Here is a 26,989-nt window from a genome sequence, read left to right as displayed (position 1 = left end):
GCGCCAAGGTTATCCACGAATCGATCCCCCGCAAGTCCGGAATGCACGGAAAATGTCGATTTTTGGGGCTTTTTGGGCCATCAGAGGCAGTCATCCACAGATTGCAGAGAGCGTCCAGCGTGTCGAGTCCCGCCCTGATCCCGACTTTCAGCACTGCCGTGAACACCTGGCAGTGCGACGAAAACAACCATCTCAACGTTCAATTCTACACCGAATTTGCCCACGAGGCGTCAGCGAGCCTGCTGGCAAACCTGGGCTTCGGACCGCGGGCCCAGCGCACAGCAGGGGCCGCGACTCGGGCCATCGACGACCATGTTCGCTACCTGCGCGAGTTCCGCGTGGTCGAGCCGGTCGAGGTTCACTCCGCTCCTGTCGAGGTCGGTGAGCGCGATCTCGTCGCCTATCACGAGGTGCGCAATCCCGCGAAGAACGAGGTCGCCGCCACCATCCGCCGCCGCATCGACTGCGATCGCGCCTGGCCCGCCGATTTCCGAGCGCGCGCCGAAGCGGCCTGCGTCGCCTTGCCCGAGGCGGCCCGGCCGCGCAGCGTCGGCCAGCTCTCCTTGCCCGACCTGCATCTTTCCCAGGCAGCATCCATCGGCCTCATCGAAGTCGGCCGCACGCAGATCACGCCCGACGAATGCGACGAGAGGGCTGAGTTCCTGCCGCGCCATCACTTCGGTCGCTACTCCGACGGCGCGCCGGTCCTGTGGAACCACCTCGGTTTCGACCGAGCCGCGATGCAGGAGCGGCAGGAAGGGTCGGTCGTGGTCGAGATGCTGAACCACTACCGCCGTCCACTGCAGGCCGGCGACCTCGCCGTGGTGATGAGCGGGCTCGCGACCTTCACCGACAAGACGATCACCTTCACGCATTTCCTGTTCGAAGCGGAGACCGGCACGCTTGCTGCTTGCGCCGAGGCCGTCGGCATGAAGTTCGACCAGAAGATCCGCAAGATCATGAGGTTCCCGCCCGAGGATCGTGCGCGCATGGAGGCGCGGCGTCTCAGGCTCTGAGGAGTAAGCGATGGACGAGAAGACGAAGACGGCCGCCGGCATCGCCGCCGGTCTTCAGGGCATGAAATACGACGACAAGCGCCTGGCCGAACTGGCGACCGAGGTCGAGATCCTGAACGATGCGGTGCGCAAGGCAGCCGCCGCGCGCCTCACCTTCGACGACGATCCGGCGGCCTTCGCCGGCATCATGGCGAAGGAAGCCCGCTCATGAGAAACGAGGATCTGGCACTGGACGATCTTGCCTCCATTGCCGACGACATCGCCGCAGGACGCACGACATCGGTGGCGGCGACCGAAGCCTGCCTCGCCCGCATCGAGGCCTGGCAACCGCGCACCAACGCCTTCCTGCGCGTCTACAAGGAGAAGGCGCTGGAGCAAGCGAAGGCGATGGATGCCGAACTGGCCGCCGGCAAGCGGCGCGGACCGCTGCACGGCGTGCCTATGGCGCACAAGGACATGTACTACCGCAAGGGCGAGGTCTCGACCGGGGGCAGCGCGATCCGCCGCGACTGGGTGGCGCCGGTGACGGCGACCGTGCTGGGCAAGCTCGACGCCGCCGGCGTGGTCGAGCTGGGCTTCCTCAACATGGCGGAGTTCGCCGCCGGCCCGACAGGCCACAACGTGCATCACGGCCATTGCCGCAATCCGTGGGACCAGAGCCGCGTCACCGGTGGCAGCTCGAGCGGCTCGGGCGCCTCGGTGGCCGCGCGCATGGTCTATGGCGCGCTGGGCTCGGATACCGGCGGCTCGATCCGCCTTCCCGCCGCGGCCTGCGGCGTGGTCGGCATGAAGGCGACCTACGGCCGCGTAAGCCGCGCCGGCGCCGTCGCGCGCTCCTGGAGCCTCGACCATGTCGGGCCGCTGACGCGCACGGTGCGCGACAATGCCCGCATGCTCTCGGCGATCGCCGGCCATGATCCAAACGATTCCACCACCAGCGACAAGCCCGTGCCCGACTACGAGGCGCTGCTCGACGGCGGCGTCGCGGGCCTGCGCATCGGATTGGCTCTGCCGAACGATGGCCCCGCACCGCTGGACGCGCAGATCGGCGCCGCGGTCCAGGCCGCCGCCGATGCGCTCGGCCGGCTCGGCGCGAAGATCACGCCCGTCACGCTGCCCGACTTCACGGCGCTCTACCGCGCCGCCGAGGTGATGGTGAAGTGCGAGGCCGCCGCCATGCACCGGCCGTGGATGGAGAAGACGCCCGAACTCTACGCCAACCAGGTGCGCACGCGCATGGAGGCGGGCTTCTTCATTCCGGCGACACAGTACATCGACGCGCTGCGGCTGCGCGCGCACTTCGTGACGGAGTTCCTGTCGACGGCGATGGACGGGGTCGATGCCGTGCTGCTGCCGGCCATCCCCTTCCCTCTGCCTACGATCGAGGAGACCGACACCGAGACCAAGGGTGGTCCGGCGGTCCTGAAGATGGTGGCGGGCTTTACCGGCCTCACCCGGCCCTTCAACACGCTCGGCATCCCCGCACTGTCGGTGCCCTGCGGCTTCGACACGAACGGCGCACCGATCGGCTTGCAGCTCGTCGGCCGGCCGTTCGACGAAGCGATGCTCTACCGGATCGGTCACGCCTATCAGGGCGCGACCGATCATCATCTGAAGGTGCCGGTTTAGACTGGGGGCGCGTCCCCGGCGTCAGACCGCCAAATTGACCGTCACGCTCTTGCGCTGCGTGAAACTGTCGAGCATGCCCTCCAGCGAGAATTCGCGGCCGAGGCCGCTCTGCTTGTAGCCGCCATAGGACATGCCGGGCGTCTGGCCGCCACCCTGGTTCACCTGCACCCAGCCCGATTCGATCGCGTGCGCGGCGCGCAGGCCCTTGCCGATGTCGTGGGTCCAGACATAGGCGGCGAGGCCGTAATGGCTGTCGTTGGCCATGCGGATCGCCTCGGCCTCGTCGCTCCAGCGGATCGCCACCAGCACCGGCCCGAAGATCTCCTCGCGGGCGAGACGCCAGTCGTTCGAGCGGTCGGCGAACACGGTCGGCATGGTGAAGTAGCCTTCGCTCAGCGGACCGGTCTTGGGCGGCAGGCCGCCGAACACCAGCCTGGCATCGGAGCGGTCGAGACCATCCTGCACGTACTTGCAGACCTTGGTGTACTGCTTGTTGTTGATGATGGTGCCGATGTCGCTCGCCTCGTCCAGCGGATCGCCGATCTTCAGCGCGGTGACCTTCTTCTCGAGCTTCTTGAGGAAACTGTCGAAGATGTCCTCGTGCAGGAACATGCGCGAGCCGGCGGTGCAGCTCTGGCTCTGGCGGGTGAAGCGCATGGCATTGATGATGCCGTCGACCGCCCAATCCTCGTCGGCATCGGGATAGACGATCGAGGGGCTCTTGCCGCCGAGTTCCAGCGACACCGGCACGATGCGCTCGGCGGCGGCGCGCATGATCACCTTGCCGACCTCGGTCGAGCCGGTGAAGGAGAGCTTGCGGATCTTCGGATGGTTGGCGAGCGCACCGCCGCACTCCTCGCCGTATCCGGTAATCACGTTCAACACGCCGGGCGGCACGAACTCGTTCGTGATGTCCGCCATCATCAGTACCGCGAGCGGCGCGTCCTCGGCCGCCTTCATCACCAGCACGTTGCCGGCACAGAGCGCGGGCGCGATCTTGAGCGCGCCCAGCATGACAGGCGCGTTCCAAGGGATGATGGCGCCCACGATACCGAGCGGCTCGCGGCGCGTGTAGGACAGCACGCTCTCGCCCAGCGGCACGGTCTCGCCTTTCAGCTCAGACGCGAGGCCACCGAAATAGCGGAAGATGTCGGCCGCCAGCTTGGCCTCCCCGCGCGCCTGGGTGCGCAGCGCGTTGCCGGTCTCCATGGCGATCGTGCGCGCCATCTCCTCGACACGCGCTTCCATCGCCTCGGCGATCTTGAGCAGGAGCTTGCCGCGCTCGCGCGGCACGACGTTCTTCCAGGACGGGAACGCCTTCTCGGCGGCGGTCACGGCCAGCTCGACGTCCGCGGCACCGGCGTGTGGCACCTGGGCGATCGATGTCTTCTTGCCGGGGTTCTCGATCGTGATAACCTTGCCGGACACGCTGCCGATCCATTTGCCGCCGATCAGCTGGCCCTTGGGCTGATAGGTGCCCGATGCGGGCGAAAGCTTGGTGGGGGTCACGGTATCCATGGGCATCTCCGTATTTTGAGGGCCGGAGTTTGGCCCGCAGGGCGCGGCGCCACAAGCAGAACGGCCGGGCTTACCCCTCCTTCCTGGAGGACTTTCGCTGACGCTTCCGCTTCGCGGCCAGCTCGCCGTATTTCATGCCTTCGAGCTTCAGCCCGTCGGGATCGAGGAAGAACACGGCGTAGTAGTCCTCATAATATTCGTCGGCCGGATCGACGATGCGCACGCCCTGCCCTTCCAGGTATCCCTGCAGCGCATCGACGTCCCGCCGGCTGCGCAGCTGGAATGCATAATGATGCAGGCCGACATCGCCGATGCGATGCGTCTTGCGCCCTTCGGCCGGCGCGATCCAGTAGCGCGTCTTGCCGTTGGTCCAGCCGATGGTCGAGGGATACTCGTCCGAGATTTCGAACCCCAGGAACGTGAACAGCCCCCCGTAGAAGGCCTTCGACTTCTCGTAGTCGCTGACCCTGATGGAGATATGGTCGATACCGACGACGCGGGAGACGGGAGCGGACTTCTTGGAGCGGGCCATCGTGTCCTCCGGATTTCCAGTGGCGACAACGGGCCGAATATCGGATTGTTTCGCCGTCATTCGAAGAGGGACGAGATGAAGCGATTCGTAAGCGGCCTTGCCCCGACACTGGCGTTGGCCATGGGCTTCCTGGTCGCCGGCAGCGCCTGGGCCGGCACCCTGGACGACATCGCCAAGAACGGCGTGATCCGCGGCGGCTTCCGAGAGAACGCCCACCCCTTCGCCTACAAGGGCCCGAACGGCAAACCCTCCGGCTTCATGGTCCAGCTCTGCGAGGCCGTGGCCGGGGATATCGCCAAGCAGCTCAAGCTGCCCGGCCTCAAGGTCGAATTCGTGCCGGTCACCACCGAGAACCGGCTGGACATGATCAAGCAGGGCAAGATCGACCTGCTCTGCGACTCTCTCACCGAGACGCTGGACCGCCGCGCCGTGGTCGACTTCTCCATAACCACCTTCGTCGACGGCACCAGCTTCGCCATCCGCAACGACGGCCCGCGCGACATGCAGGACCTCGCCGGCAAGAAGGTCGGCGCGGTTGCCGGCACCTTGACGGAGGAGGAACTGCGCAAGGCGCTGGCTTCCATCCACGTGGCGGCGACCGTGGTGCCCTTCACCGACTTCACGGCGGCAATGACGGCATTGGAGAAGGGCGAGATTTCCGCCTACTTCGCGGGCGGTGCGATGCTCACCGCGATGATCAAGGACCACAAGGACGCGTCCAGGATCCTGCTGGCGAACACCTATCTCAGTCTCGAGCCCTTCGCGCTCGCCATGAAGCTGGGCGAAGGTCCTTTCCGCCTCGCCGTCGACCGGGCGCTGAGCCACATCTACCGCTCCGGCCAGATCGCCACGATCTTCGGCGACGTGTTCGGCAAGAACGCACGGCCGACGCAGCAACTGCAGACACTCTACATGATCGCGACCTTGCCGGAATAGGCCGCAGGGCCCATCTCCAGTCCATGTCGCGTCCCTTTCGCCTTTCCGTCCTCGACCAGTCCATCGCCGTTTCCGGGCGGCCACAGGACCAGTCGATCCGAAACACCGTGTCGCTTGCCCGGCATTGCGAGGCGCTGGGCTACGAGCGCTTCTGGGTGTCGGAGCACCACAACCATCCGACGATCGTCGGGACCGCGCCCGAGATCGTGATGGCGGCGATCGCGGCCACGACGGAACGGATACGCATCGGTAGCGCCGGCATCATGCTGCCGCACTATTCGCCGTTCAAAGTGGCCGAGGTCTTCCGCGTGCTCGATGCCCTGGCGCCGGGCCGCATCGACCTCGGCCTCGGTCGCGCGCCGGGTTCGGACGGCCGAACCGCCTTTGCGCTCAATCCCGCGGCCAACGAACGCCCCGAGCATTTCCCCGCCGACGTGCGCGACCTGATCGCCTGGGTACACAACGAACCGCTGATCGACCGCCATCCCTTCGGCTCGGTGAAGGCCTTCCCGCAGGCGGAGACCGCGCCGGAAGTCTGGATCCTGGGCAGTTCCGACTATGGCGCGCAGGTCGCGGCGCTGTTCGGCCTGCCTTATTGCTATGCCTGGTTCTTCAGCGACGGCGCCGGCGGCGAGCGCGCCATCGACCTCTACAAGCGCACCTATCGCCCGAGCGCGCGGCATCCCGAACCGCACTCCGCCCTCTGCGTCTGGGCGTTGGCCGCCGAGACGATGGAAAAGGCGCAATACCACTTCACGTCTCGGGCGCTGAGCCGCATCAATCGCGACAAGAACATCCTGGGCCCGCTGCTGCCGCCCGACGAGGCCGCCCAGGCGCCGCTCACCGCCTACGAGGCGGCGAAGATGGAACAGTTCCGCAAGGACTCCTTCGTCGGCACCGGCCCTGAGGTTGCGGCCCGCATCACCGAATTGAAGGAACGTGTCGGCGTCGACGAGATGGCCGTCGTCACCTGGACCCACGACGAACAGGTCCGCCGCGACAGCTATACCGAACTCGCAAAGGCCTACGGCTTCCAAGGCTGAGGCCAGCCGATCATGCAAAAAGAATGGCAGCCCTTTTGAGAGGCTGCCATCCGGATCCGGCGCAGGACGAGCGGATGCCCCGGCGGATCAAGTCACTGCAGGGCCATGGACGAGTATTTGGGCGTGGTGCAACCACCGCAGACCCAGGGCCATGCCCAATCGGCAATCTTCCCGGCGTTGGCATCGACGTAGGGGCTCCAGGCCTTGGGTTGCAATGCCTTGCTCTGGTAGACGATGGAGAACTGACCATCTCCCTGGATCTCCCCGATCATCACGGGCTTTGCCATGTGATGGTTGGAGCCCATCGTCACCTCGAAGCCCGAGGGCGACTTCACCTTCTGACCCGTCATCGCCTGCCGGACCGCATCGACGTTGGTCGTTCCGGCCTGCTGCACCGCCTGCACCCACATGTTGAAGAGGATGTAGGCCGATTCCATCGGATCGTTGGTCACGCGCTTCGGGTTCTTCGAATAGGCGCGCCACTTGGCGATGAAGGCCTTGTTCTCCGGACCGTCGACGGACTGGAAGTAGCTCCAGGCGGCGAGATGCCCGACCAGCGGCTTGGTATCGACGCCGGCCAATTCCTCCTCGCCCACCGAGAAGGCGATGACGGGGATGTCCTTGGCCTTGATGCCTTGGTTCCCCAGTTCCTTGTAGAAAGGAACATTCGCGTCGCCGTTGACGGTGGAGATGACGGCCGTCTTCTTGCCCGACGATCCGAACTTCTTGATGGCGGCTACCTCGGTCTGCCAGTCGGAGAATCCGAACGGCGTATAGTTCTCCATGATGTCTTCATCCTTCACGCCCTTCTTCTGCAGATAGGCGCGGATGATCTTGTTCGACGTGCGGGGATAAACGTAGTCCGTGCCTTCGAGCACGAAGCGCTTCACTTCGCCGCCGTCCTTGCTCATCAGGTACTCGACGGCCGGGATCGCCTTGTTGTCGGGGACGGAGCTGCCGTAGAAGATGTTGTACGAAGCTTCCTCGCCCTCGTACTCGAGCGGGTAGAAGAGAAGGCCGTTCAGTTCCTCGAACACCGGCAGCACGGACTTGCGGCTGACCGAGGTCCAGCAGCCGAACACTGCGGCGACCTTGTCCTTCAACAGGAGTTCGCGCGCCTTCTCGGCGAACAGCGGCCAGTTCGACGCCGGGTCGACCACCACCGCCTCGACCTTCTTGCCCAGCAGGCCACCCCGGGCATTGAGATCGGCGACCTGCATCAGCATCAGGTCCTTCAGGATGGTCTCGCTGATCGCCATCGTTCCCGACAGCGAATGCAGGATGCCGATCTTGATCGTCTCCTGGGCCTGGGCCTGTCCCCCGATGCCGGCGGTCATGAGCAGCAAGCCGCCCAATGCCCCCAACCAGGACCTTCGTGCCATATTCATATGCTCTCTCCTCGGTTCGCGTTGCAGGAAGAGAGGCCCCGCCTCTCCGTTCGTCCGTGAATGGGTCCAGCATGCGGTCAGGAGGGCGAAGGCCCGAGAGCCACAATGGAGAAATGCCAGGGTGCCAGTCGTCGCCGACGGCCGGCTGCGTCAGCCCTGCACTTTGACCAGCAAGTGGACGGAGGAGCTTCGCGCACGCAGAAAATTGCCGGTTTGTTGAGCATGCCGTCGCCGCCAGGGCCGGTATGGTGCCAGTCCCTGTCAGCCGGGCAGGGCCAGCTCGTCCTCTGGACGCCTCAAGTTTCGATCAACTGGACCTATCGCCGCCCGGCACCTTGGCACCTCTCCTGCAGGGCGATCGACGATGCAGATCCCGCTGCTCCTCGATCGCTCCCGCCCGGCCACGCTGGCCGCGCAGATCGTCGAGCAACTGCGCGATGCCATCCTGCAGGGTCGCATTGCGCCGGGCACGCGCATGCCGTCGTCCCGCAGGCTTGCCGACCAGCTCGACGTGTCGCGCAATACCGTGGTGCGCGCCTACGAGTCGCTGATGATCGAAAGCTATGTCGAGGGGCGCCGGGCTTCGGGCATGTTCGCGGCAAGCCATCTGCCGGACCACACGGCACGGCCGGCCGCCCCACCCGCCATCATCGCAGAGGGGGGCAGCCCTTCCTCGATGCCTCTCCCCTGCATGCCAATCCGTGCCCAGGACCTGGTGGCGAGGAACCGCAATCGGCTCGCGTTCGATTTCTTCCCCGGACGGCCGAACGCAGCATTGTTCCCGCTGAAGACCTGGCGACGGCTCCTGCAGAAGAGCCTGTCGCAGGGCGGCGCCGCAGGCATATCGCAGTATTCCGATCCCGCGGGCCTCGCTGTCCTGCGGACGGCGATCGCTGGCCATGTCGCGACAACGCGCAGCATCGTCGCCGACGTCAATCGGGTCGTCGTGACGAGCGGCGTCCAGGAGGGCATCAACATCGCGTCGCGCCTGTTCCTCGGGGCCGGCACGGTCGGCATGATCGAAGACCCCTGCTACCAGGGCGCCCGCTATGCTTTCGAGGCCCACGGCGCGCAGGTCGTCGGCGTACCTGTGGATTCACAGGGGATCGTCACCGATTCCCTGCCAAGCCTTCCGGCCACGCTCATCTATGTGACACCATCGCACCAATACCCGACCGGCCATGTCATGTCGCTGGAACGGCGCCATGCGCTGATCGCCTGGGCGCGCCGGACCGGCTGCTACATCCTCGAGGACGATTACGACGGCGACTTCTGCTACGAGGGATCGCCGCTGCCGTCGATCGCATCGCTGGCGCCCGACTGCACCCTCCATCTCGGCACCTTCTCGAAGTCGTTGGGCGCAGGCCTTCGCCTCGGCTATGTCATCGTGCCCGAGCCGATCGCCGTCGCGGTGCGCAGCGCCAAGGCGCTGTTGAACAACGGCAATTCGTGGCTCGATCAGGCCACTCTCGCCGAGATGATCCGGAGCGGCAGCTATGCGGCGCACCTGGCGCGCATCCGCGTGCGCTACAAGGAGAACCGCGACAGCCTGCTGCTGGCATTGCGGCGGCAGTTCGGCGTGGCCGAGATCAGCGGCGCTTCGAGCGGCCTGCATCTGTTCTGGCGGCTGCCGGCCGGCGTACCGGATGCGCCCGTCCTCGAAGAGATTGCGCGCCGCGCCCGTGTCGGCGTCTATTCGCTGGCGGGCGGCGGCGCGCATGACGCCACGGATTCGGAACTCGCGCGCCGCTGCGTCCTCATGGGCTATGCGGCCCTCCTGCCGCGCCAGATCGAGCAGGGCATCGCGCGCCTCTCGGAAGCGATCGACGACGCGCTCGAGCTGCCGAATGACAGCCTGCCGCGGACGCCCGCCGGGACCGGTCATCTGGCCCTTCGCTTTGCACAACAGCCGGCTCTACGCCGGACCCTTTTGCCTCAGGCAAGTTTCGGCCCCGACGATCCAGCCAAGAGCAGATTTCCCATGCCCGTCGTGACCAACATCTATCGATACCCGATCAAGGGGCTGAGCCCGCAGCGATTGACGGACGTGATCCTCAAGGCGGGCCACACCTTCCCCCACGACCGCATGTTCGCGCTGGCGCGACCGCGCAGCCCGATCGACGGCCACGTCGCCAAATGGGCCAAGAAGGGCCTTTTCGTCATGCTCATGCTCGATGAGGCGCTCGCTCGGGTGCGCACTCATCTGGATGTCGACACACTCGATTTCACCATTCGCGAAGGCAACCGGCAGCTCCTTGCCGTCAACCTCGCCAGCGAGAAAGGGCGCAACGATGTCGAAGCGTTCTTCCAGCAGCTCGTCCCCACGCTGAACGGCACGCCACGCCTGGTCCGCGCCGAGACGGGCGGCCACTTCATGGACAAGCCGGACAAGATCGTTTCGATGATCAACCTCGCGACGGTACGTGCTCTCGAGGAGCGCTGGGGCGTCGAGGTCGATCCGCTGCGGTTCCGGGCCAACGTCTACATCGACGGCGCCCAGCCCTGGGAGGAGTTCGAGTGGATCGGGCGGGACATCGTCATCGGCGATACCGTGATGCGTGTGGACCGTCGGAACGGAAGATGCGGCGCGACCAACGTCAATCCACAGAACGGCCTTCGCGACCTCGACATTCCGACGTCGCTGCGGACGGCGTTCGGGCACAAGGACCTGGGCGTCTATCTGGTGACGCGAAAGACCGGTGCGGTGAGCATCGGCGCCCAGGTCATCGCGCCGACCGACACCGTTCAACACCACGTCGGACTGGCACTTGCAGCCGTTTCTACCATGCCGGAACGGCGCTTCATCTGCCGTGGCTGCTATTACGTCTATGAGGAAGCCAGTGGCCTGCCGGAGCAAGGATTCGCTCCGGGCACGTCCTTCGCGGCACTGCCGGCGACCTGGCGATGCCCGGATTGCGGCACCGAAAAGAGCACTTTCCGCCCGATGGCGCTGAGCGCGGCCTGAACCCCTATCGCGGTTCCGTCCAGCTCTCCGAGAAGGCCAGCGCCGAGGTGCTGAAGGGGCGTCCCTCGCGTTCGCGCGGCCAAGGCCTTCCGCGCGCCTGTTGGCCATTGAGCGTCAGCCGGCCGGAAAGCGCAGGGACCAGCACGGTGCAGACACCGTATGGCCTCGGGTTCGGCTCCTTGTTAGGCTCGGTGTGGATCAGCAGCGGGTCGCCGATGTCGTGCCAGGTCAGCGCGATCTCGGCATCGGCCGCCGAAACATATTCAGTCCAGAAGTAGCGCGGGTCGCCGGCCTTGCTGAAGTCGGCATCGATCACCGGGATCGACAGGTCCTTCAGCTCGGGGTTGAGCATGCCCTGCACGGTCTGCTGCAGCCAGCGCGCCATGGCGATGTTGTCGGAATAGATCCGCCAGTGACCGTGCGTCAGCTCACTCTTCAGGTAAAGCACATGCCCCGGGCCGGCCGGGCAGAACAGGATCCGCCAATAGCTGGCGTCTGTCGAATTGGGATCCCCGTCCTTCTCGCTGAGGCGAAGGAACGGGTTTTCCCCGGTCAGGATCACGCGGTGCGGGTCGGCGACACTCATCTCTCTCCCCCTGTGTTTCTTACGAAGTGCGCAACCGCGGTTGCCCCCGGTCGTTCATGGAGCTGGAGCCTAGCAGGAGGTCCCGCATGGGCGAAGCCTTTGGACGCAGGACGATGAATCTTCTGGCCGGCGTCGTCGGCGCGTCTCTCGTCACTTTCACCGTCATGGCACAGACACAAAACGACCCGCCGGATCGGGTCGGCCGCCTTGCTTTCGTAGACGGAACCGTTTCCTTCCACGATGACCAGCAGGACGGATGGACGAAAGCCGTGATCAACACGCCGTTGACGACCGGCGACGCCATCTGGACCGAGCCCAATGCGCGCAGCGAGGTTTCCCTCGCGGGCACGCGCATCCGGATGGAAGGTTCCACCGAACTCGACATGTCACAGATCGACGACGAAAAGGTGCGGCTGCAACTGGCGCAGGGCCGCGTCGATGTGAAGACCACGCAGATGGACACCTCGCAGCCCTACGAGATCGTCACCCCGCGCGGCACCATCACACTGCAACAGCAGGGCGACTACTATGTTGAGGCCGGCTCGGATCAGGATCCAACGCGCCTCGGCGTCCGCGCCGGCGCGGCGCAGATCCAGGGCCTGAACGGCCAGACCCTGGCGGTGCGGCCGGGCGAAGTCGGCGAGGTGTACGGCGACGGCGGCTCGATGCAGCTCAAGACGGTGAGGGCCGCACCGCCGGCGCCGGCCGCCACGTGGGCGGCGCGCGATCGGCAGGTCGTCTACGACCAGCAGCCGCAGTATGTGCCCGCCGGCATGACCGGCTACGAGGACCTGAACGGCTACGGTAACTGGATCAACGACGGCAGCTACGGCCAGGTCTGGGTGCCGCGGTCGACACCGGCCGGCTGGGCGCCCTATCGCACCGGCCACTGGTCCTATGTGCAACCGTGGGGCTGGACGTGGATCGACGACCAGCCCTGGGGCTTCGCGCCCTATCACTACGGCCGCTGGGCCAACAGCAACAATCGCTGGGTCTGGGTGCCGCCGCAGCGCGAGCAGCGGCCGGTCTATGCGCCGGCGCTGGTCGCCTTCGTAGGCGGCATCGAACTGGCGGCGCAGCTCGGCAACCAAGGCCGCAATACCGGACCGGTCGGCTGGTTCCCCCTGGGACCGCGTGAAGTCTATGTGCCACCCTATTCGACCAACCGTGACTACTACCAGCGCATCAACCGCGCAGCACGAATCCAGGATCGCGAACTCGAGGAGCGTTGGGAGCGCGCGCAGCGTCGCGAGGCTTTCATCGCGGGACAGAACTCGGTGCTGGCGAACCAGCGCTTCGCGACGGTCGTGCCCTCGCAGGCCTTCGTGCGATCGCAGCCGGTGCAGCGTGCGGTGCTGACCGTGCCGGCCGAAAGGCTTGCCAAGGCTGCCGTGGCGCCCGTCTCCGCGCCTCCGGCCCCGGCCGCTTCGGTTGCCGCGGTGGCGGATACCAAGGCCGCCGCTAAGCCGGGTGACGCGAAGGCGCCTGCCAATGCCAAGGCGGCTGCAGAAGCCAAGGCCGCGGTTGAAGCCAAGGCGAAGACGGGTGACTTTGCGGTCGCCAAGACAGCCGTGGCCGACATGGAGACGCTGGCCAAGCCCAAGGCGACGGACACAGGGAAGAAGGCGGCTGCGCCAGGCCCGAAGATCGCCTCGACCGACACCAAGGCCGGCACCGGTACCAAGGCCACAACGGCCGAAAGCCCCGATGCCAACACGGCCAAGCCCGCCACCGCTCCAGCCTTGCGGCCGCGCCAGGGCGCTGCCCCGCCGGCGCTCAAGGAAACAGACAAGACCGAGCCGAACCCGGCCAAGCAGGAACCTGGCAAGCAGGAGCCGGCCAAGCAGGAGTCCGGCAAGCCGGCCGCCCAGCCGCAGAAGGAAGCCGCACCCGCGCCGCCGAAGCCGGCTCTTGCCTCGCCCGACCCGTCACCGGCGAAGCGCGACGACACGAAGCGGGAAGAGCCGAAGCAGGCTTCCCCCGATCAGCAGAAGCCCAATGCTGCCCCCCAGCCCAAGCAGGACGAACCGAAGCAGGCGGCTCCCTCTCCGCAGAAGCCGGCCGCGACTCCGCAGCAGCGGCAGGAAGAGCCCCGTCAGGCCGCGCCGCAGCCGGCGCCCCGCCCGGCTCCGGCTCCCCAGCCGAGAGCCGAACCGAAGCAACAGCGCCAGGAGCAGGTCCAGCCGCAGCGTCCTCAGCCTCAGCAGCAGGCGCCGCAGCAGCAACAGCCGCAGCAGGCTCAGCCGCCCCGCCCGCAGCCCCAACCGCAGCAGCAGCAGATCGCCCAGCCGCCGCAGCAACAGCAGCAGCCCCAACAGCAGCAGCCCCAACAGCCGCAGCCTCAGCGCGGCAACAATGGCGGCGGCGGCAACAAGGACAAGGACTAACGCGTCCTTCTCGAGCAGCCGGCGCTCAGAGGCTGCTTACAGAACCTGGTTGCGGAGCGTCGCCTCGCCCCGCCACAGGCGGTCGAGGTTCTCGATCAGGATGTCGATGACGTTGTCTTCGTAGGCGCGAGTCTCGCCTGCCGTATGGGGCGTGATGAAGACATTGGGCATCGTCCACAGTGGCGATGCCGCCGGCAACGGCTCCTCGGCCGTGACATCGAGGGCCGCGGCCCAGATCCTGTTGCCTTCCATTGTCTTGATCAGAGCCGCCTCGTCCGCGACCTTGCCGCGCGCGACGTTCACGAAGACCGACGAGGGCTTCATCGCAGCGAAGGCCGCCGCGCTCATCAGGCCGGTTGTTTCCGGCGTGAGCGCGCAGGTCAGGGCCACGATGTCGGCCTGTGGAACCAGCTTGACCACATCGTCCATGCCGTGAATCTCGTCGGCGCCGTTCGTGCCGGCCTTCGGATCGCGGCGGATGCCGATCACCTTCATGTCGAAGGCCTTGGCGAGCTTGGCGAGATGGCTGCCGATGCGGCCCATGCCGACGATCAGCAACGTCTTGCCACCGAGCTCGTCCTCACGCTGGGTGAGGTCGCCCAGCATGCCGCGCCACACCTTTTTGTGCTGGTTGTCCCGGGCCTCCGGCAGGCGACGGTAGACGGCCAGGATAAGGGCCAGCGCATGCTCGGCCACGGCGCGGGCATTCACGCCGGCGGCGCTCGCGAGGCGGATGCCCTTGGCGCCCAGCATCTCCTTCGAATACTGGTCCATGCCGGAGCTGATGGACTGGATGAATTTGAGCTTCGTGGCGTGCGGGATGATGTCGTTCTTCCACATGCCTGAGACCGAGACGACGTCGGCCTCGCCGACCCTCTGCACGAACTCGTCGTAGCTGCGCACCTGGAAGCTGTTGATGCCGGTATTCCGGGCATCGAACCGGGCCTTCATCTGGTATGCCGCATGCGCGAAGCAGATTGTCAGTTTATCTCGTGTCGGAAACATGGAACTCCCCCTGCACAAGATGCCACACTAGCCCGAACGACCACCCAGGGGGAACAAGATGAGCCGCAATCCGCTTCGTGAACGCCTGAACGAGGGCAAGCCGACACTCGGCACGCACATCCTGTCCGCCTGGCCGACTCTGGTCGAGTTGATCGGTCACTCCAGGCAGTACGACTACGTGGAGTTCACGGCCGAATATGCGCCGTTCACCATGCACGATCTCGACAATCTCGGCCGCTCGTTCGAGCTGATGGGCATGTCGGGCATGATCAAGATCGAGCAGACGCAGTATACGCATCAGGCCATGCGCGCGATCGGCTCTGGCTTCCAGAGCGTGCTGTTCGCCGACATCCGCTCGGTCGAGGACGCCAAGGCCGCCGTCGACGCCGTGCGCGCCGAGACGACGATGGCTCAGGGCGCGCGCGGCCGCGGGCGCCTCGGCGTCGGCATGCGGCGCGACGTCGGCACGGTCCGGACCGGCGGCTCGCCAGCCTACGTCGATGCATTGAACGAGGTGGTGATCGCCATCATGGTCGAGAAGAAGTCCTGCGTGGACGATCTCGACCGCATCCTCGACGTGCCGGGCATCGACATGGTGCAGTTCGGCGCCTCCGACTTCTCGATGAGTATCGGCAAGACCGGCCAGTATAACGACCCCGAGGTGCTGGCAGCCGAGAAGAAGACGATCGAGACGGCGCTCAGGAAGGGCCTGCACCCGAGGGTCGAGCTGCGCGATCCCAGCCAGGCCGCCAAGTACCTCGACATGGGCGTGAAGCACTATTGCATCGGCTGGGACGTCCGCATCCTCGCCGACTGGTGGGACACCAAGGGCGCCGAGATGCGTGGCCTGCTGGGTGGCGGCACCGCCGCGCCGGCCAAGGCGCCCGCCAAGGCTGGCAACTACTGAGTGCCGGCATGAAGCCTCCGATCGCGCAGCGACGGCCGTCGCAGCGACTCCTGCACGGCGTCACGGTCACCGACGACTACGCGTGGCTGAAGGACGAGAAATGGCAGGAGGTGCTGCGCGACCCGTCGCTGCTCGATCCCGACATCCGCGCCTATCTCGAAGCCGAGAACGCCTATGCCGAGGAGAGGCTCGGACCGACGAAGGAACTTCAGAAGACGCTGGTCGCAGAGATGCGCAGCCGTATCAAGGAAGACGATTCGGGCGTGCCCACGCCGGATGGTCCGTTTTCCTATCTCTGGAAATTCCGCGAGGGTGGCCAGCATCAGCTGATCGGTCGCACGCCACGCGGCGGCGGCGAGATGCAGACGATCCTCGACGGCGATGCGCTCGCGAAGGCATCGGACTACTTCAAGTTCGGCGGCACGCGGCATTCGCCCGATCACGCGCTCGAAGCGTGGAGCGCCGACCTGCGCGGCTCGGAATATTTTGCGTTGCGCATCCGCCGCTGGAATACCGGCGAAGACCTGCCCGACATCCTGACGGAGACCGGCGGCAGCGTCGTTTGGGGCCGCGATTCCTCGTTCTTCTTCTACGTGCAGGTCGACGAGAACCACCGACCGCTCAAGGTCTTCCGGCACAGGCTCGGCACGGCGCAGGCCGACGATATCCTCGTCCACGAGGAAAAGGACATCGGCTGGTTCACCCATATCGGCGAGAGCGCCAGCGGCCGCTTCTGCGTCATCTCGGGCGGCGACCATGACACGACCGAGGAATGGCTGATCGATCTCTCGGTACCTGACGCCATGCCGCGCCTGATCGCGCCGCGCGAGACGGGCGTGCGCTACAGCGTGGCCGATCGCGGCGACGAGCTGTTCATCCTCACCAACGAAGGCGGCGCCATCGATTTCAAGATCGTCACGGCGCCGCTCGCCGCGCCGGAGCGCGCCAACTGGCGCGAACTGGTGCCGCACCGGCCGGGCACCTACATCCTCGGCATCGATCTTTTCGCCGGCCATCTCGTGCGACTGGAACGCGCCAATGCCCTGCCATCGATCGTGATCCGCGACCTCGCAACCCAGGCCGAGCATACGATCGCCTTCGACGAGACTGCCTATTCGCTCGACATGATCGGCGGTTACGAATTCGACACGACCGTCATGCGCTTCGCCTACTCGTCGATGACGACCCCCTCGGAGGTCTACGACTACGACATGGCGACACGGCAGCGGACCTTGCGGAAGCGACAGGAGATCCCGTCCGGCCACGATCCCGCCGCCTATGTCACGACGCGTATCACGGCCATCGCACGCGACGGCGCCGAGGTGCCTGTCTCGATCCTGCATCGTCGCGACCTGGTGCGCGACAGCGGCGCGCCGCTGCTCCTCTACGGCTACGGCTCCTATGGCATGGCGATGCCCGCGTCCTTCTCGGCCAACCGCCTGTCGCTGGTCGATCGCGGCTTCGTCTACGCCATCGCGCATATCAGAGGCGGTTCCGACAAGGGCTGGTCCTGGTATCTCGACGGGAAGCGCGAGAAGAAGACCAACACCTTCGACGATTTCGTCGCGGCCGGTCATGCCTTGATCGAGGCCAGGTATACGTCGACCGGACGCATCGTGGGCCATGGCGGCAGCGCCGGCGGCATGCTGATGGGCGCGGTCGCCAACCGGGCGCCCGACCTGTTCGCCGGCATCCTCGCCGAAGTGCCCTTCGTCGACGTCCTGGCCACCATGCTCGACGACAAGCTGCCGCTCACGCCGCCGGAATGGCCGGAATGGGGCAATCCGATCACCGACGAGGCGGCGTTCAACACCATCCGCTCCTATTCGCCCTACGACAATGTGGTGGCGCAGGCCTATCCGGCGATCCTGGCGATGGCCGGGCTCACCGACCCGAGGGTGACCTATTGGGAACCGGCCAAATGGGTGGCGCGGCTGCGCGCGACCATGACGGGCGGCGGGCCGGTGATCCTGCACACCAACATGGGCGCGGGCCATGGCGGCGCGTCCGGCCGCTTCTCCCGCCTCGACGAGGTCGCGATCGGCTATGCCTTCGCCCTGGACACAGTCGGACTTGCTGGAGCCAAGCCATGAAGACGCGCATCGACACGATCCTGAACGAGGCCGTGCAGCGCGGCGACGTGCCCGGCGTCGCGGCCGTCGCAACGGATGGGAACGGCACGATCTACGAGGGCGGCTTCGGCAAGGCGATCCTGGGCCAGGACGCCGACATGACGCCCGACACCGTCGTCTGGCTAGCTTCCATGACCAAGGCCGTCACCGGCGCCGTGGCGATGCAGCAGGTCGAGCGCGGCGTGCTGACGCTGGACGCACCGGCGAGAGAGGTGATTCCCTATCTCGGCGAGGTGCAGGTGCTGGAAGGCTTCGGTGCCGCCGGCGAGCCGCGCCTGCGCAAGCCCGTGCGCGACATCACCTTGCGCCATTTGCTCACGCACACCGCGGGCTTCGGCTACGACATCTGGAACCCGGAGATCCTGCAGTATCGCGAGGCCATGGACGTGCCGACCATAGGCTCCGGCCTCGACAAGGCGCTGACGACGCCGCTGCTGTTCGACCCCGGCGCGCGCTGGCAGTACGGGATCGGCATCGACTGGGCCGGCAAGATGGTTGAGGCCGTCACGGGCAAGAAGCTCGGCCAGGTGATGCACGACGACCTGTTCGCCCCGCTCGGCATGGACAGCACCGCCTTCCGGATCACCCCCGCGATGCGCGCTCGCATGGCCAGGGTCCATCATCGCCAGGCAGACGGCAGCCTGGTTGCGGACCTCAAGCGCGAGATTCCGCAGGATCCCGAGTTCGAGGCGGGCGGCGGCGGTCTCTATTCGACGGCCAACGACTACCTGAAATTCGTGCGGATGGTGCTGGATGGCGGCAAGTCGGCGCGCGGCGAGGCCGTGATGAAGCCCGAGACCGTCGACGCGATGGCGGCCAACGCAATGGGCGACTCGACCGTGACCTTGCTGAAGACCGTGATGCCCGCTTTGTCCAACGACGCCGAATTCTTCCCCGGCGTCACCAAGCAGTGGGGCCTCAGCTTCCTGATCAACAATGAGGAAGCGCCGACCGGCCGCTCGGCCGGCAGCCTGTGCTGGGCCGGCCTGCCGAACACCTACTACTGGATCGACCGCAGGAGGCGCCTGGGCGGCGTCTACATGACCCAGATCCTGCCCTTCGCCGACGTGAAGTCGCTGCCGCTCTTCTACGCCTTCGAGAGCGCGGTGTACGGACGTTAATCGAAGAGTTTCATTGGAGCGCGCCACTCCAGTGGCGCATCATAACTATGAGCGCCACTGGAGTGGCGCGCTCCGTTGAAACATTCCTTTCTAAACTGCAAGACCAAACAGCTCCGTCTCCTCGCGCACGCCGCGCAGGCGGTGGCGGCCGAGAGAGACCAGACGGTCGCGGCTCGCGGTCGCGGCTTCGGCGAAAGCCTGCGATATCAGCAGAGCCTGGTCGAGCGGCTGGCACAGTGCCTCGATGCGCGAGGCCTCGTTCACTGCCGGGCCGATCACCGTGAAATCGAGCCGCGTATCGGAGCCGACATTGCCGTAGAGGACACGGCCGATGTGCAGGGAAATGTCGAGCGACGTGGCCCGCTGTCCCGCATTTCGCCGCTCCGCGTTCAGTGCCTCGACGCGGGCCAGCACTTCTTCCGCGGCTGCCAGTGCCTCCGCGCAGACCTCGGCGCGGTTGCCGGAGATCACGCCGAAGGCCGCCAGCATGCCGTCACCCATGAACTTCAAAACCTCGCCGTCGCGCGCAACGATGGGCTGAACCATGCAGTTGAAATAGTCGTCGAGCAGCACGATCAGCTCGCGTCCGGGCATCGTATCGGCAAGCGCCGTGAAGCCCCTCAGATCGGTGAAGAACACCACCGCCTCGACGCTCTGCACCTCGCCGCGCAGTACCGTGCCGGAAAGGACGCGACTCGCCGGGTCGTTGCCGAGATAGGCCGCGAGCAATCCGTGCCCGATGCCGCGCAGGCTGGTGGCCTTCACCGCAACGGCGAAGACCGGCAGCACCTCGCGCAGGAAAACAAGGTCCCCGTCGCGAAAGCCGCCGGGCCGGTCGGTCGAGGCGGAAAAGACGAGCCAGAGCCGCTCGGCATGATCGGCCTCGGTGGAACTGCCGACCTGCGGCGACAGCTCGCCGAACGGCTGCACCCAGCCGATCCACTCCGTCATGCCGGCTGTCTGCAGCTCGTCGAACACCGGGATGTCGAGCCGGTCGTTGGCACCATCGAAACGATGCCGCAGCTCGGCGATACCGTCGCGCAGCATGGCCGCGAAAGGACTCTGCTGGATTCCGGCCGATTCGATCTCGGCATGGCCGAACTCGAAATGCTGGCCGATCCCCCCGGCCGCATCCCAGATCAGGCTGCGCGCCCGCACCATCGGATGGAGCGTGTTCATGCCGACGAATATCCGCTCGACCTTGAGCCCCGCCTCGTTCAGGCGGCGTCCGAACCCCTCGACGATATCCTCCAGCGGCATGTTGCGCAGACCGCCCTGGGCCAGCCATCCGTTGAGGGGCGCAGAATTCATCGACATGAGCTCCGGACATCCGATACGCGGCGGGCCAAGGATAGCTACAATCGTAGCGAAGATAGAACCTATTCCAAGGTCACCCCCATGGCGAACACCGACCCCACGCATAAGCCCGTTCGCCAGGACGAACTCAACACAGCGCTGGAGACAAATCGCCTCTTCGACGCCGTGGCCTTTACGCCTGCCGTGACGCTCGACGAACTCGACCTCGCGGAGTGTCGCTTCATCAACTGCGTCTTCGACCTGTCTTCCGTCCGCGGCGCCGATTTCTCGGGAGCGTTGTTCAAGGGTTGCCGCATTTCGCCAGGGCGCTTCGCGAGCTGCAAGCTCGCAGGGGCCCGCGTCCACGACAGTAGCTTTTTCGACGCCGATCGGAAGAAAGGATGCACCTTCGCCTTCTGCGACCTGCGGGGCGTCGAAGCGGAAAAATGCAACTTCGCCGTCAACAGCTTCGAACGTTGCGACATGTATGATTTCGGCGCACGGGAATGCAGCTTCCGGGGCGTGCGCTTCCACGGCTCGACGTTTACAAAGGCAATTTCGAAGCGGGTGATCGTCACGCGGGCGCGTTTCGAAGCCTGCAACTTCGCCTTCACGGATTTCTCTGGCGTGTCGCTCGAGAGCTGTGAATTCCGGACCTGCAGGTTTCTCGACACGGCGCTCTTCGACGTCAATCTCACCGACGCGGTCCTGCGCGACTGTTCGCTCGAAAAAGCCGAATGGGAGCGGGCCAATCTGACCCGCGCGGATCTTCGAGGCTCGACGATCTCCGGACTGAATCTGGCCGTGCTGTCCGGCTACGCCGGTCTGATGATCGGCGAAAGCCAGCAGACGGAGCTTCTGGAACGACTGGGCGTCTCGGTGAACCCCGACTGAGAGTCTATGGCGACGGTGGCGTCATCGTTCCCGCCGGCAGCGCGGCGCAATGGTCGTAGATGTCGCTCGGCCGCGTGAACCAGACCTTGTCCTTCTGCGGATGATTGGCGATGTGCGACAGCGCCTCGCGCAGCGCCCGCAGGCGATAGGGCTGACCCACGATCATGGTGTGGAGCGCGATGCCGCAGACCAGCGGCTGCTTCGCCGACTGCCGCAGCAGCTCCTCGAACTGGGCGATGATCATGTCGCGGAACTCGTCGCCACTATGGTGGCGCACCAGAACCTGCGGGCTGTCGTTGACTTCGATCGGATAGGGCACACTCATCAGCGGGCCCGAACGCGTCTTCATCCAGATCGGCTGATCGTCGTTGGGCCAGTCCATCAGGAAGTCGTAGCCGGTCTCCTTGAGAAGATCGGGCGTGACGCGGGTCGAGGCCATCCAGGGCGCCATCCAGCCGCGCGGCCGCTTGCCCGAAGCCTTCTCGATCGAATCGGCGATCTCCTGCAGGAAGCGCTTCTCGTCGGCCTCCCACATGCCGCCATGGCGTTCGGCATTGGTGCGGCCATGGCCGATGAACTCGTCGCCGCGCGCCTTCAGCGCATCGACGATCTGCGGCGCATAGTCGAACACCGTCGTGTTGATCAGGTGCGCGGCCGGCAGGTTGAGCTCGTCGAACAGTTCGAGGCAGCGCCAGACGCCGACCCGGTTGCCGTAGTCGCGCCAGGCGAAGGTGCGAGGGTCGGGCGGTGGATTGGCGACGGTGAGAAGATGCCCCTCGCCCGCCCCGAAGGCGAAATGCTCGATGTTGAGACCGAGATAGACCGCGAGCCGCTTGCCTTCCGGCCACGAATAGTCCTTGCGCTCGGTGATCGGCGAATAGGCGTAGCGGTCGTGATACGGCAACTTGATCGTGTGCATTCCTACCTCTTGACGACCGCAACCTTGTTGTCGGTCTGCTCGGTATTCATTCGCCGGAACCTGTCGACCGCCTCGGCATGGAAGGCGCGCTCCTCGGGCCCCGCCTCCTGGACCGGCCGGCGCTCGTCGTCGAAGTGTCCATACTTCTCCTCGCCGCGCACCAGCATGGCGCTCACACGAGTCGGCGAAGTGCATCGCGCCCAAGTCGGGATATAGCTGATCCCGAGGCCGATGCGCCGGTCGTTCGAGCGGTTGGGCCGCGAATTGTGAACAAGATGGGTGTGGTGCAGCGAGAACTGGCCCGCCTTCACCGGCATGAACGCCGTCTGGCTGCGGTCGAAGTTGCCCGCCAGCTCCTGGCCGCGCGACAGCAGGTTCTCGGGATCCTGCATCTCGGCATGAGGCAGCTGGCCGAGCTTGTGCGACCCCGGTACGACCTCCATGCAGCCCGCCTCGACCGGCGCATCGCTGAGAGCGACCCAGGCGGTGACGTGGCAGGCGGGCTCCAGCGCGAAGTAGGTCGCATCCTGGTGCCAGCTCACATAGGCGCCGGAACCCGCGTCCTTGGGCCAGACGCTGAGATGGAACAGGCGGATGTCGGGTCCGATCAGATCCTCGACCGCGTCGAGCACCTCGGGTGAATGGACGATCTCGTCGACCCACGGAAAGAGAAGATGCGGCTTGAAATTGTGGCCGCGCGTCAGCTTCTGGCCCTGCGCGCGCTCGAAGGCCTCGAGCCTGTCGCGCCAGGCCCGCGTGCGTTCGGGCGAGAAGGCGTCGACCGGGCAGACATAGCCGTCGCGGGCGTAGCCTTCGATCTGCGCGGGTGTGAGTTTCTTTGGCATGTCAGTGCGCCGTCCAGCCGCCGTCGACGAACAGCAGCGACCCCGTGGTGAAGGAGGAATCCGAAGAAGCAAGGAAGAGGGCCGCTTTGGCCACTTCCTCCGGCTGGCCGATGCGGCCCATCGGATGGCGCACCTTCCAGAAGGCGCGCGCCGCCTCGGGGTCGGGCTGACGCTTCAGCGAACGCGCCGGCATCGGCGTGTCGATGACGCCGGGCATCAGCGCGTTGATGCGGATGCCCTGGGCGGCATGATCGACGGCCACGGTCTTGGTGAAGGAGACGATCGCGCCCTTGGAGGCGATATAGGCCACGTTGGTGCCGAGGCTCGACTGGGCGAGCTGCGAGCCCAGCGTGACGATGGCGCCCGATCCGGCGGCAAGCATCGGCTTGATGGCATGATGAACCCAGAGAAAGGTGCCCTTCACGTTGATCGCGAAGGTACGATCCCAGGTCGCCTCGTCGATCTTGTCGACCGTGCCGCCGAAAGAGGCGCCAGCGGCCGTCACCAGCACGTCGATGCGCCCCCATGTCTCCAGGACCTTCGCCACGCCGGCGCTGGCCTGGTCGTTGTTGCTGACGTCGGCGGGGATGATGAGGGTCTCGCCGCCGATTTCGGCGGCGATCTTCGCGAGGCCGGTCTCGTCGAGATCGACCAGCGCGACCTTGGCGCCCTCGGCTGCGAACAATCGTGCGGTCGCGGCCCCGATTCCAGACGCCGCACCAGTGACAATAGCCACCTGATCCTTGAGCTTCATGGCGGAAAGCTTAGCCCGCTGACGCGCCCCTTGTCAGTGCGTCAGCGTGGTCGCTTGCGCAGTGGACGTTTGCGCTGGGCGCGACGCGCCATCATGTTCAGCCCCTCGATCAGACCCGAGAAAGCCATCGCCGTGTAGATATAGCCCTTGGGCACATGCACGCCCATGCCGTCGGCGATCAGAGTCATGCCGATCATCAGCAGGAAGCCGAGCGCCAGCATGACGATGGTCGGATTGTTGCCAATGAACCTGGCCAGACCGTCAGCCGCAGCAAGCATCAGGCCAACCGCCACGACGACGGCGATCACCATGATCGGGATATCGTCGGTCATGCCCACGGCGGTGATGATGCTGTCGAGCGAAAAGACCAGGTCGAGGATCAGAATCTGGCCGATCACGCCCGCCACGGTGACACGCACGGCTTTGCCGGCCGCCTCCTCCTCGTCTTCGTGCTCTCCCACGACATGGTCGCGGATCTCGCTGGTCGCCTTGTAGATCAGGAACAGGCCGCCGCCGATCAGGATGAGATCCCGCCAGGAAAATCCGTGGTCGAACAGTGAAAAGAGCGGCGTTGTGAGCTGCACGATGAAGGCGACGCCGCTCAGCAGCCCGAGCCGCAGGATCACCGCGAGACCGATGCCGATGCGGCGGGCGCTGGACCGTTTCTCCTCCGGCAGCTTGTTGGTCAGGATGGAGATGAAGATCAGGTTGTCGATGCCCAGCACGACTTCCATGATCACGAGGGTCGCGAGCGCGGCCCAGGCTTGCGGGTCGCGGGCGAGGACGAGAAGCTCTTCCATCATCCCACCACCATAGGTCATTGCTGGGTCGCGCCAAGAGACCTTTCTTTTGCAGGGCCGAGCCGCTAAGCCCGCAACCGATGTCTTCCCCCGCCGTTCCGCCGCGGCCCTCCCCAGCCAGTCCCCTTCCTGCCGCCCCGACGATCGCCATCGTGCTCCTGTCGGTCGCCGCCTTTGCGTCGGCCGCCAACATGAGGGTGATCGATCCGCTGCTGGTGCAGCTTTCCGCCTCCTTCGGCGTCACAGTCGGCGCGGCCTCGATCGCCGCAACGGCCTTCCTCTTCGCCAACGGTGTCTTCGTGCTGGTGCACGGCCCGTTCGGCGACCGCTACGGCAAGATGCCCGTCGTCGCCATCGCCTGCATCGGCGCCGCCCTCTGCTGCATGCTGGGCGCGATCTCCACGTCGCTCGGGATGCTCACCCTGGCGCGCTTCCTGACGGGCGTGACCGGTTCGGCGATCATCCCGCTCGCCATCGCCTGGGTCGGCGACAATGTGAGCTACGAGAAGCGGCAGGCGACCTTGGCCCGTTTCCTCACCGGCCAGACGCTCGGCCTGATGACCGGATCGGCGCTGGGCGGGGCGATCGGCGACTGGCTGGGCTGGCGCTCGGTCTTCTGGGTTCTGGCCGCGATATACATCCTAGCTGGCGGCGCGCTGTTCGCCGTCATGCGCGCCCGGCCCGACATCGCCCGTCCGGGCGAACGGGCTGCGGGCTCGATGATCGGCCAGATGGTCGGTGTCCTCAAAAGACCCTGGGCCATGACGGTCATCCTGGTCGTGGCGCTGGAGGGCGGCGTCTTCTGGGGCGCCTTCACCTTCGTCGGCGCCGACCTGCACCAGCGCTTCGACCTGGGCTTCGCCGCCATCGGACTGGCGGTCGCGGCCTTCGGCGCCGGCGGCTTCCTCTACGTGATGGTGGCGCACCATCTCGTGCGCATCCTGGGAGAGCGCGGCCTCTGCACCTGGGGCGGCACGGGGCTGGGCATCGCCTTCGCGGCCATGGCGCTGGCGCCGACCGCCGAGGTCGAGTTCGCCGCCATCGTCCTGTCGGGCGTGTCGTTCTACATGCTGCACAACACGCTGCAGACCAACGGCACCCAGATGGCGCCGGAAGCCCGCGGCGCCGGCATGGCGCTGTTCGCGCTCTGCCTGTTCGTGGGCCAGGCGATCGGCGTGCCCATCGCGGCGCCGATCGTCGACCGCTGGGGAGCGCCGCCCGTCTTCTGGGCGGCCGCTCTCGTGCTGCCGCTGCTGGCCTTCTGGTTCTCCGCCGCGATCGGCCGGCGCGCTCAGTTGACCGGCGAAACCCGGAACTGATAGGGCGCCTCGAGCTCCTTGCACTCCTCTGGCGTGAGCGAGATCTCGGTCGACTTCGCGGCCGAAGTCAGCTGGTCAAGATCGGTCGCGCCGATGATCGGCGAGCCCATGTAAGGCTTGTGCAGCAGCCAGGCGAGCGCTGCCTGGGCCGGCGTGCAGCCCTTCCCGCTCGCGATCTTCTTCAGCCGCTCGACGATTTCCCAGTCGCAGTCACGGTAGGTGCCGTCCTTCACGACCGTGTCGTTCTTCGCGCGCTCGGTCGAACCGCCACCGTCCTTGCTGCGGTTGCCCGCCAGGAAGCCGCGCGCCAGCGGCGAATAGGGGATCAGACCGACGCCCTGCTCGTGGCAGAGCCGGTTCATCTCATGCTCCTCCTCGCGCTGGATCAGGTTGTAGAGGTTCTGCATGGCAATCGGCCTTGCGTAACCCTTCCAGTCGGCAACCATGACCATCTGTGCGAACTTGTAGGCCGGCATGGTCGAACCGCCGATGTAGCGGACCTTGCCCGAGCGCACGATCTGGTCGAGCGAATACATGGTCTCCTCGATCGGCGTGTGTGGGTCGAGACGATGAACCTGGTAGAGGTCGATATAGTCGGTCTGCAGGCGCTTCAGCTGGGCGTCGACCGAGGCCATCAGGTGCTTGCGGCCGGTGCCGACGTCGTTCTGGTTCTCGCTCATGCGGATGCCGACCTTCGTCGACAGCACGAAATCCTCGCGATTCGCCATCTTCATGAGCGTCGCGCCCATGATCTCCTCGGAGCGGCCGAAATTGTAGGTATCGGCGGTGTCGAAGAAGGTGATGCCGACGTCGAGCGCGCGTTTGAAATAGGCCGGCGCTTCGGACTCGTCGAACTTGCCCCAGCCCCGCCGACCCTTGGCGCCCCATGAATTCCCGCCGAGACAGATCCTGCTGACGATCAGGCCCGAGTGGCCGAGCGGTCCGTACTTCATCGATACCCCCTTAAAGAGCTGCGGCACCGGTCGCTGTCGACCGA

At 65.9% G+C, this 26,989-nt stretch carries 23 protein-coding genes; 12 read left to right on the top strand and 11 right to left on the bottom strand.

The features are described from left to right. The first annotated feature begins 119 nt into the window (after positions 1-119). Genes EPO41_RS09860 through EPO41_RS09850 form a run of 3 tightly spaced genes read left to right on the top strand, consistent with a single transcriptional unit; the run spans position 120 to position 2,645 of the window. A complete protein-coding gene (locus EPO41_RS09860) occupies positions 120-1,016 on the top strand; it encodes a thioesterase family protein (protein ID WP_296323982.1) in 897 nt (298 codons plus the stop codon). Between the two features lie 10 nt (positions 1,017-1,026). Beyond that, on the top strand, positions 1,027-1,227 hold the full coding sequence (locus EPO41_RS09855) for a hypothetical protein (protein WP_296323979.1): 201 nt from the start codon (positions 1,027-1,029) through the stop codon (positions 1,225-1,227). After that, positions 1,224-2,645: an amidase gene (locus EPO41_RS09850; RefSeq protein WP_296323975.1), complete on the top strand. Its 1,422-nt coding sequence runs from the start codon at positions 1,224-1,226 to the stop codon at positions 2,643-2,645. Before EPO41_RS09855 ends, EPO41_RS09850 begins: the two co-directional genes overlap by 4 nt. 21 nt (positions 2,646-2,666) lie before the next feature. On the opposite strand, the gene EPO41_RS09845 is transcribed toward EPO41_RS09850, so the two are convergent. Continuing rightward, positions 2,667-4,163, bottom strand: coding sequence for an aldehyde dehydrogenase family protein (locus tag EPO41_RS09845; RefSeq protein ID WP_296323972.1), 1,497 nt, complete (start codon positions 4,161-4,163; stop codon positions 2,667-2,669). 70 nt (positions 4,164-4,233) lie between these two features. Continuing rightward, a complete protein-coding gene (locus tag EPO41_RS09840; RefSeq protein ID WP_296323969.1) occupies positions 4,234-4,695 on the bottom strand; it encodes a VOC family protein in 462 nt (153 codons plus the stop codon). A 75-nt stretch (positions 4,696-4,770) separates the two neighbouring features. Here EPO41_RS09840 and EPO41_RS09835 point away from each other — a divergent pair, with 75 nt between their 5' ends. Further along, entirely contained in the window at positions 4,771-5,631 is an 861-nt protein-coding gene (locus tag EPO41_RS09835; protein ID WP_296323965.1) for an amino acid ABC transporter substrate-binding protein, read from the top strand. A gap of 23 nt (positions 5,632-5,654) precedes the next feature. Next, positions 5,655-6,674 carry an LLM class flavin-dependent oxidoreductase gene (locus EPO41_RS09830; RefSeq protein WP_296323962.1) on the top strand — a complete coding sequence of 340 codons (1,020 nt, stop codon included), beginning with the start codon at positions 5,655-5,657 and terminating at the stop codon, positions 6,672-6,674. 92 nt (positions 6,675-6,766) lie between these two features. Here EPO41_RS09830 and urtA read toward each other — a convergent pair whose 3' ends face one another. Next, positions 6,767-8,011 (bottom strand): urea ABC transporter substrate-binding protein, encoded by a 1,245-nt coding sequence (gene urtA / locus EPO41_RS09825; RefSeq protein ID WP_296324418.1) that lies wholly within the window; start codon positions 8,009-8,011, stop codon positions 6,767-6,769. A 415-nt stretch (positions 8,012-8,426) separates the two neighbouring features. Between urtA and EPO41_RS09820 the strand changes: the two genes are divergently transcribed. Beyond that, positions 8,427-11,027, top strand: coding sequence for an aminotransferase class I/II-fold pyridoxal phosphate-dependent enzyme (locus EPO41_RS09820; protein ID WP_296323959.1), 2,601 nt, complete (start codon positions 8,427-8,429; stop codon positions 11,025-11,027). Between the two features lie 4 nt (positions 11,028-11,031). On the opposite strand, the gene EPO41_RS09815 is transcribed toward EPO41_RS09820, so the two are convergent. After that, on the bottom strand, positions 11,032-11,613 hold the full coding sequence (locus EPO41_RS09815) for a hypothetical protein (protein WP_296323956.1): 582 nt from the start codon (positions 11,611-11,613) through the stop codon (positions 11,032-11,034). An 86-nt stretch (positions 11,614-11,699) separates the two neighbouring features. Between EPO41_RS09815 and EPO41_RS09810 the strand changes: the two genes are divergently transcribed. Continuing rightward, positions 11,700-14,000, top strand: a complete 2,301-nt coding sequence (locus EPO41_RS09810) for a DUF6600 domain-containing protein (protein WP_296323950.1) — start codon at positions 11,700-11,702, stop codon at positions 13,998-14,000. A gap of 36 nt (positions 14,001-14,036) precedes the next feature. Here the strand turns inward: EPO41_RS09810 and EPO41_RS09805 are convergent, their stop codons facing one another. After that, a complete protein-coding gene (locus EPO41_RS09805; RefSeq protein ID WP_296323948.1) occupies positions 14,037-14,951 on the bottom strand; it encodes a D-2-hydroxyacid dehydrogenase in 915 nt (304 codons plus the stop codon). 112 nt (positions 14,952-15,063) lie between these two features. Here EPO41_RS09805 and EPO41_RS09800 point away from each other — a divergent pair, with 112 nt between their 5' ends. The 3 genes from EPO41_RS09800 to EPO41_RS09790 are packed head-to-tail and all read left to right on the top strand — an operon-like array spanning position 15,064 to position 19,165. Next, on the top strand, positions 15,064-15,912 hold the full coding sequence (locus EPO41_RS09800; RefSeq protein WP_296323944.1) for an aldolase/citrate lyase family protein: 849 nt from the start codon (positions 15,064-15,066) through the stop codon (positions 15,910-15,912). 8 nt (positions 15,913-15,920) lie between these two features. Then, the gene (locus EPO41_RS09795) at positions 15,921-18,005 is read left to right on the top strand and encodes a S9 family peptidase (protein WP_296323942.1); all 2,085 of its coding nucleotides are present in this window, start codon (positions 15,921-15,923) and stop codon (positions 18,003-18,005) included. After that, on the top strand, positions 18,002-19,165 hold the full coding sequence (locus EPO41_RS09790) for a serine hydrolase domain-containing protein (protein ID WP_296323939.1): 1,164 nt from the start codon (positions 18,002-18,004) through the stop codon (positions 19,163-19,165). Before EPO41_RS09795 ends, EPO41_RS09790 begins: the two co-directional genes overlap by 4 nt. A gap of 90 nt (positions 19,166-19,255) precedes the next feature. Here EPO41_RS09790 and EPO41_RS09785 read toward each other — a convergent pair whose 3' ends face one another. Continuing rightward, complete coding sequence (locus tag EPO41_RS09785) at positions 19,256-20,344, bottom strand: adenylate/guanylate cyclase domain-containing protein (RefSeq protein ID WP_296323935.1); 1,089 nt, start codon at positions 20,342-20,344, stop codon at positions 19,256-19,258. Here EPO41_RS09785 and EPO41_RS09780 point away from each other — a divergent pair. After that, complete coding sequence (locus EPO41_RS09780; RefSeq protein ID WP_296323932.1) at positions 20,258-21,355, top strand: pentapeptide repeat-containing protein; 1,098 nt, start codon at positions 20,258-20,260, stop codon at positions 21,353-21,355. The genes EPO41_RS09785 and EPO41_RS09780 overlap by 87 nt on opposite strands. A gap of 4 nt (positions 21,356-21,359) precedes the next feature. On the opposite strand, the gene EPO41_RS09775 is transcribed toward EPO41_RS09780, so the two are convergent. From EPO41_RS09775 to EPO41_RS09760, 4 genes are read right to left on the bottom strand one after another with little or no spacing between them, the layout of a single operon-like run. Beyond that, a complete protein-coding gene (locus EPO41_RS09775) occupies positions 21,360-22,274 on the bottom strand; it encodes a polysaccharide deacetylase family protein (protein ID WP_296323929.1) in 915 nt (304 codons plus the stop codon). 2 nt (positions 22,275-22,276) lie between these two features. Beyond that, the gene (locus tag EPO41_RS09770; RefSeq protein WP_296323926.1) at positions 22,277-23,119 is read right to left on the bottom strand and encodes a phytanoyl-CoA dioxygenase family protein; all 843 of its coding nucleotides are present in this window, start codon (positions 23,117-23,119) and stop codon (positions 22,277-22,279) included. Between the two features lies 1 nt (position 23,120). After that, a complete protein-coding gene (locus tag EPO41_RS09765) occupies positions 23,121-23,873 on the bottom strand; it encodes an SDR family oxidoreductase (RefSeq protein WP_296323925.1) in 753 nt (250 codons plus the stop codon). Positions 23,874-23,914: 41 nt separating this feature from the next. Continuing rightward, on the bottom strand, positions 23,915-24,673 hold the full coding sequence (locus tag EPO41_RS09760; protein ID WP_296324415.1) for a TerC family protein: 759 nt from the start codon (positions 24,671-24,673) through the stop codon (positions 23,915-23,917). A 152-nt stretch (positions 24,674-24,825) separates the two neighbouring features. Between EPO41_RS09760 and EPO41_RS09755 the strand changes: the two genes are divergently transcribed. Beyond that, a complete protein-coding gene (locus EPO41_RS09755) occupies positions 24,826-25,992 on the top strand; it encodes an MFS transporter (protein ID WP_296323922.1) in 1,167 nt (388 codons plus the stop codon). On the opposite strand, the gene EPO41_RS09750 is transcribed toward EPO41_RS09755, so the two are convergent. Next, positions 25,965-26,945, bottom strand: a complete 981-nt coding sequence (locus EPO41_RS09750; RefSeq protein WP_296323919.1) for an aldo/keto reductase — start codon at positions 26,943-26,945, stop codon at positions 25,965-25,967. The genes EPO41_RS09755 and EPO41_RS09750 overlap by 28 nt on opposite strands. Positions 26,946-26,989: the final 44 nt, after the last annotated feature.

Source organism: Reyranella sp. (assembly GCF_004297265.1).
GTDB lineage: Bacteria > Pseudomonadota > Alphaproteobacteria > Reyranellales > Reyranellaceae > Reyranella.
The sequence above is the reverse complement of the archived record's forward strand: the minus strand, read 5'-3'. Positions and strand labels throughout refer to the sequence as shown.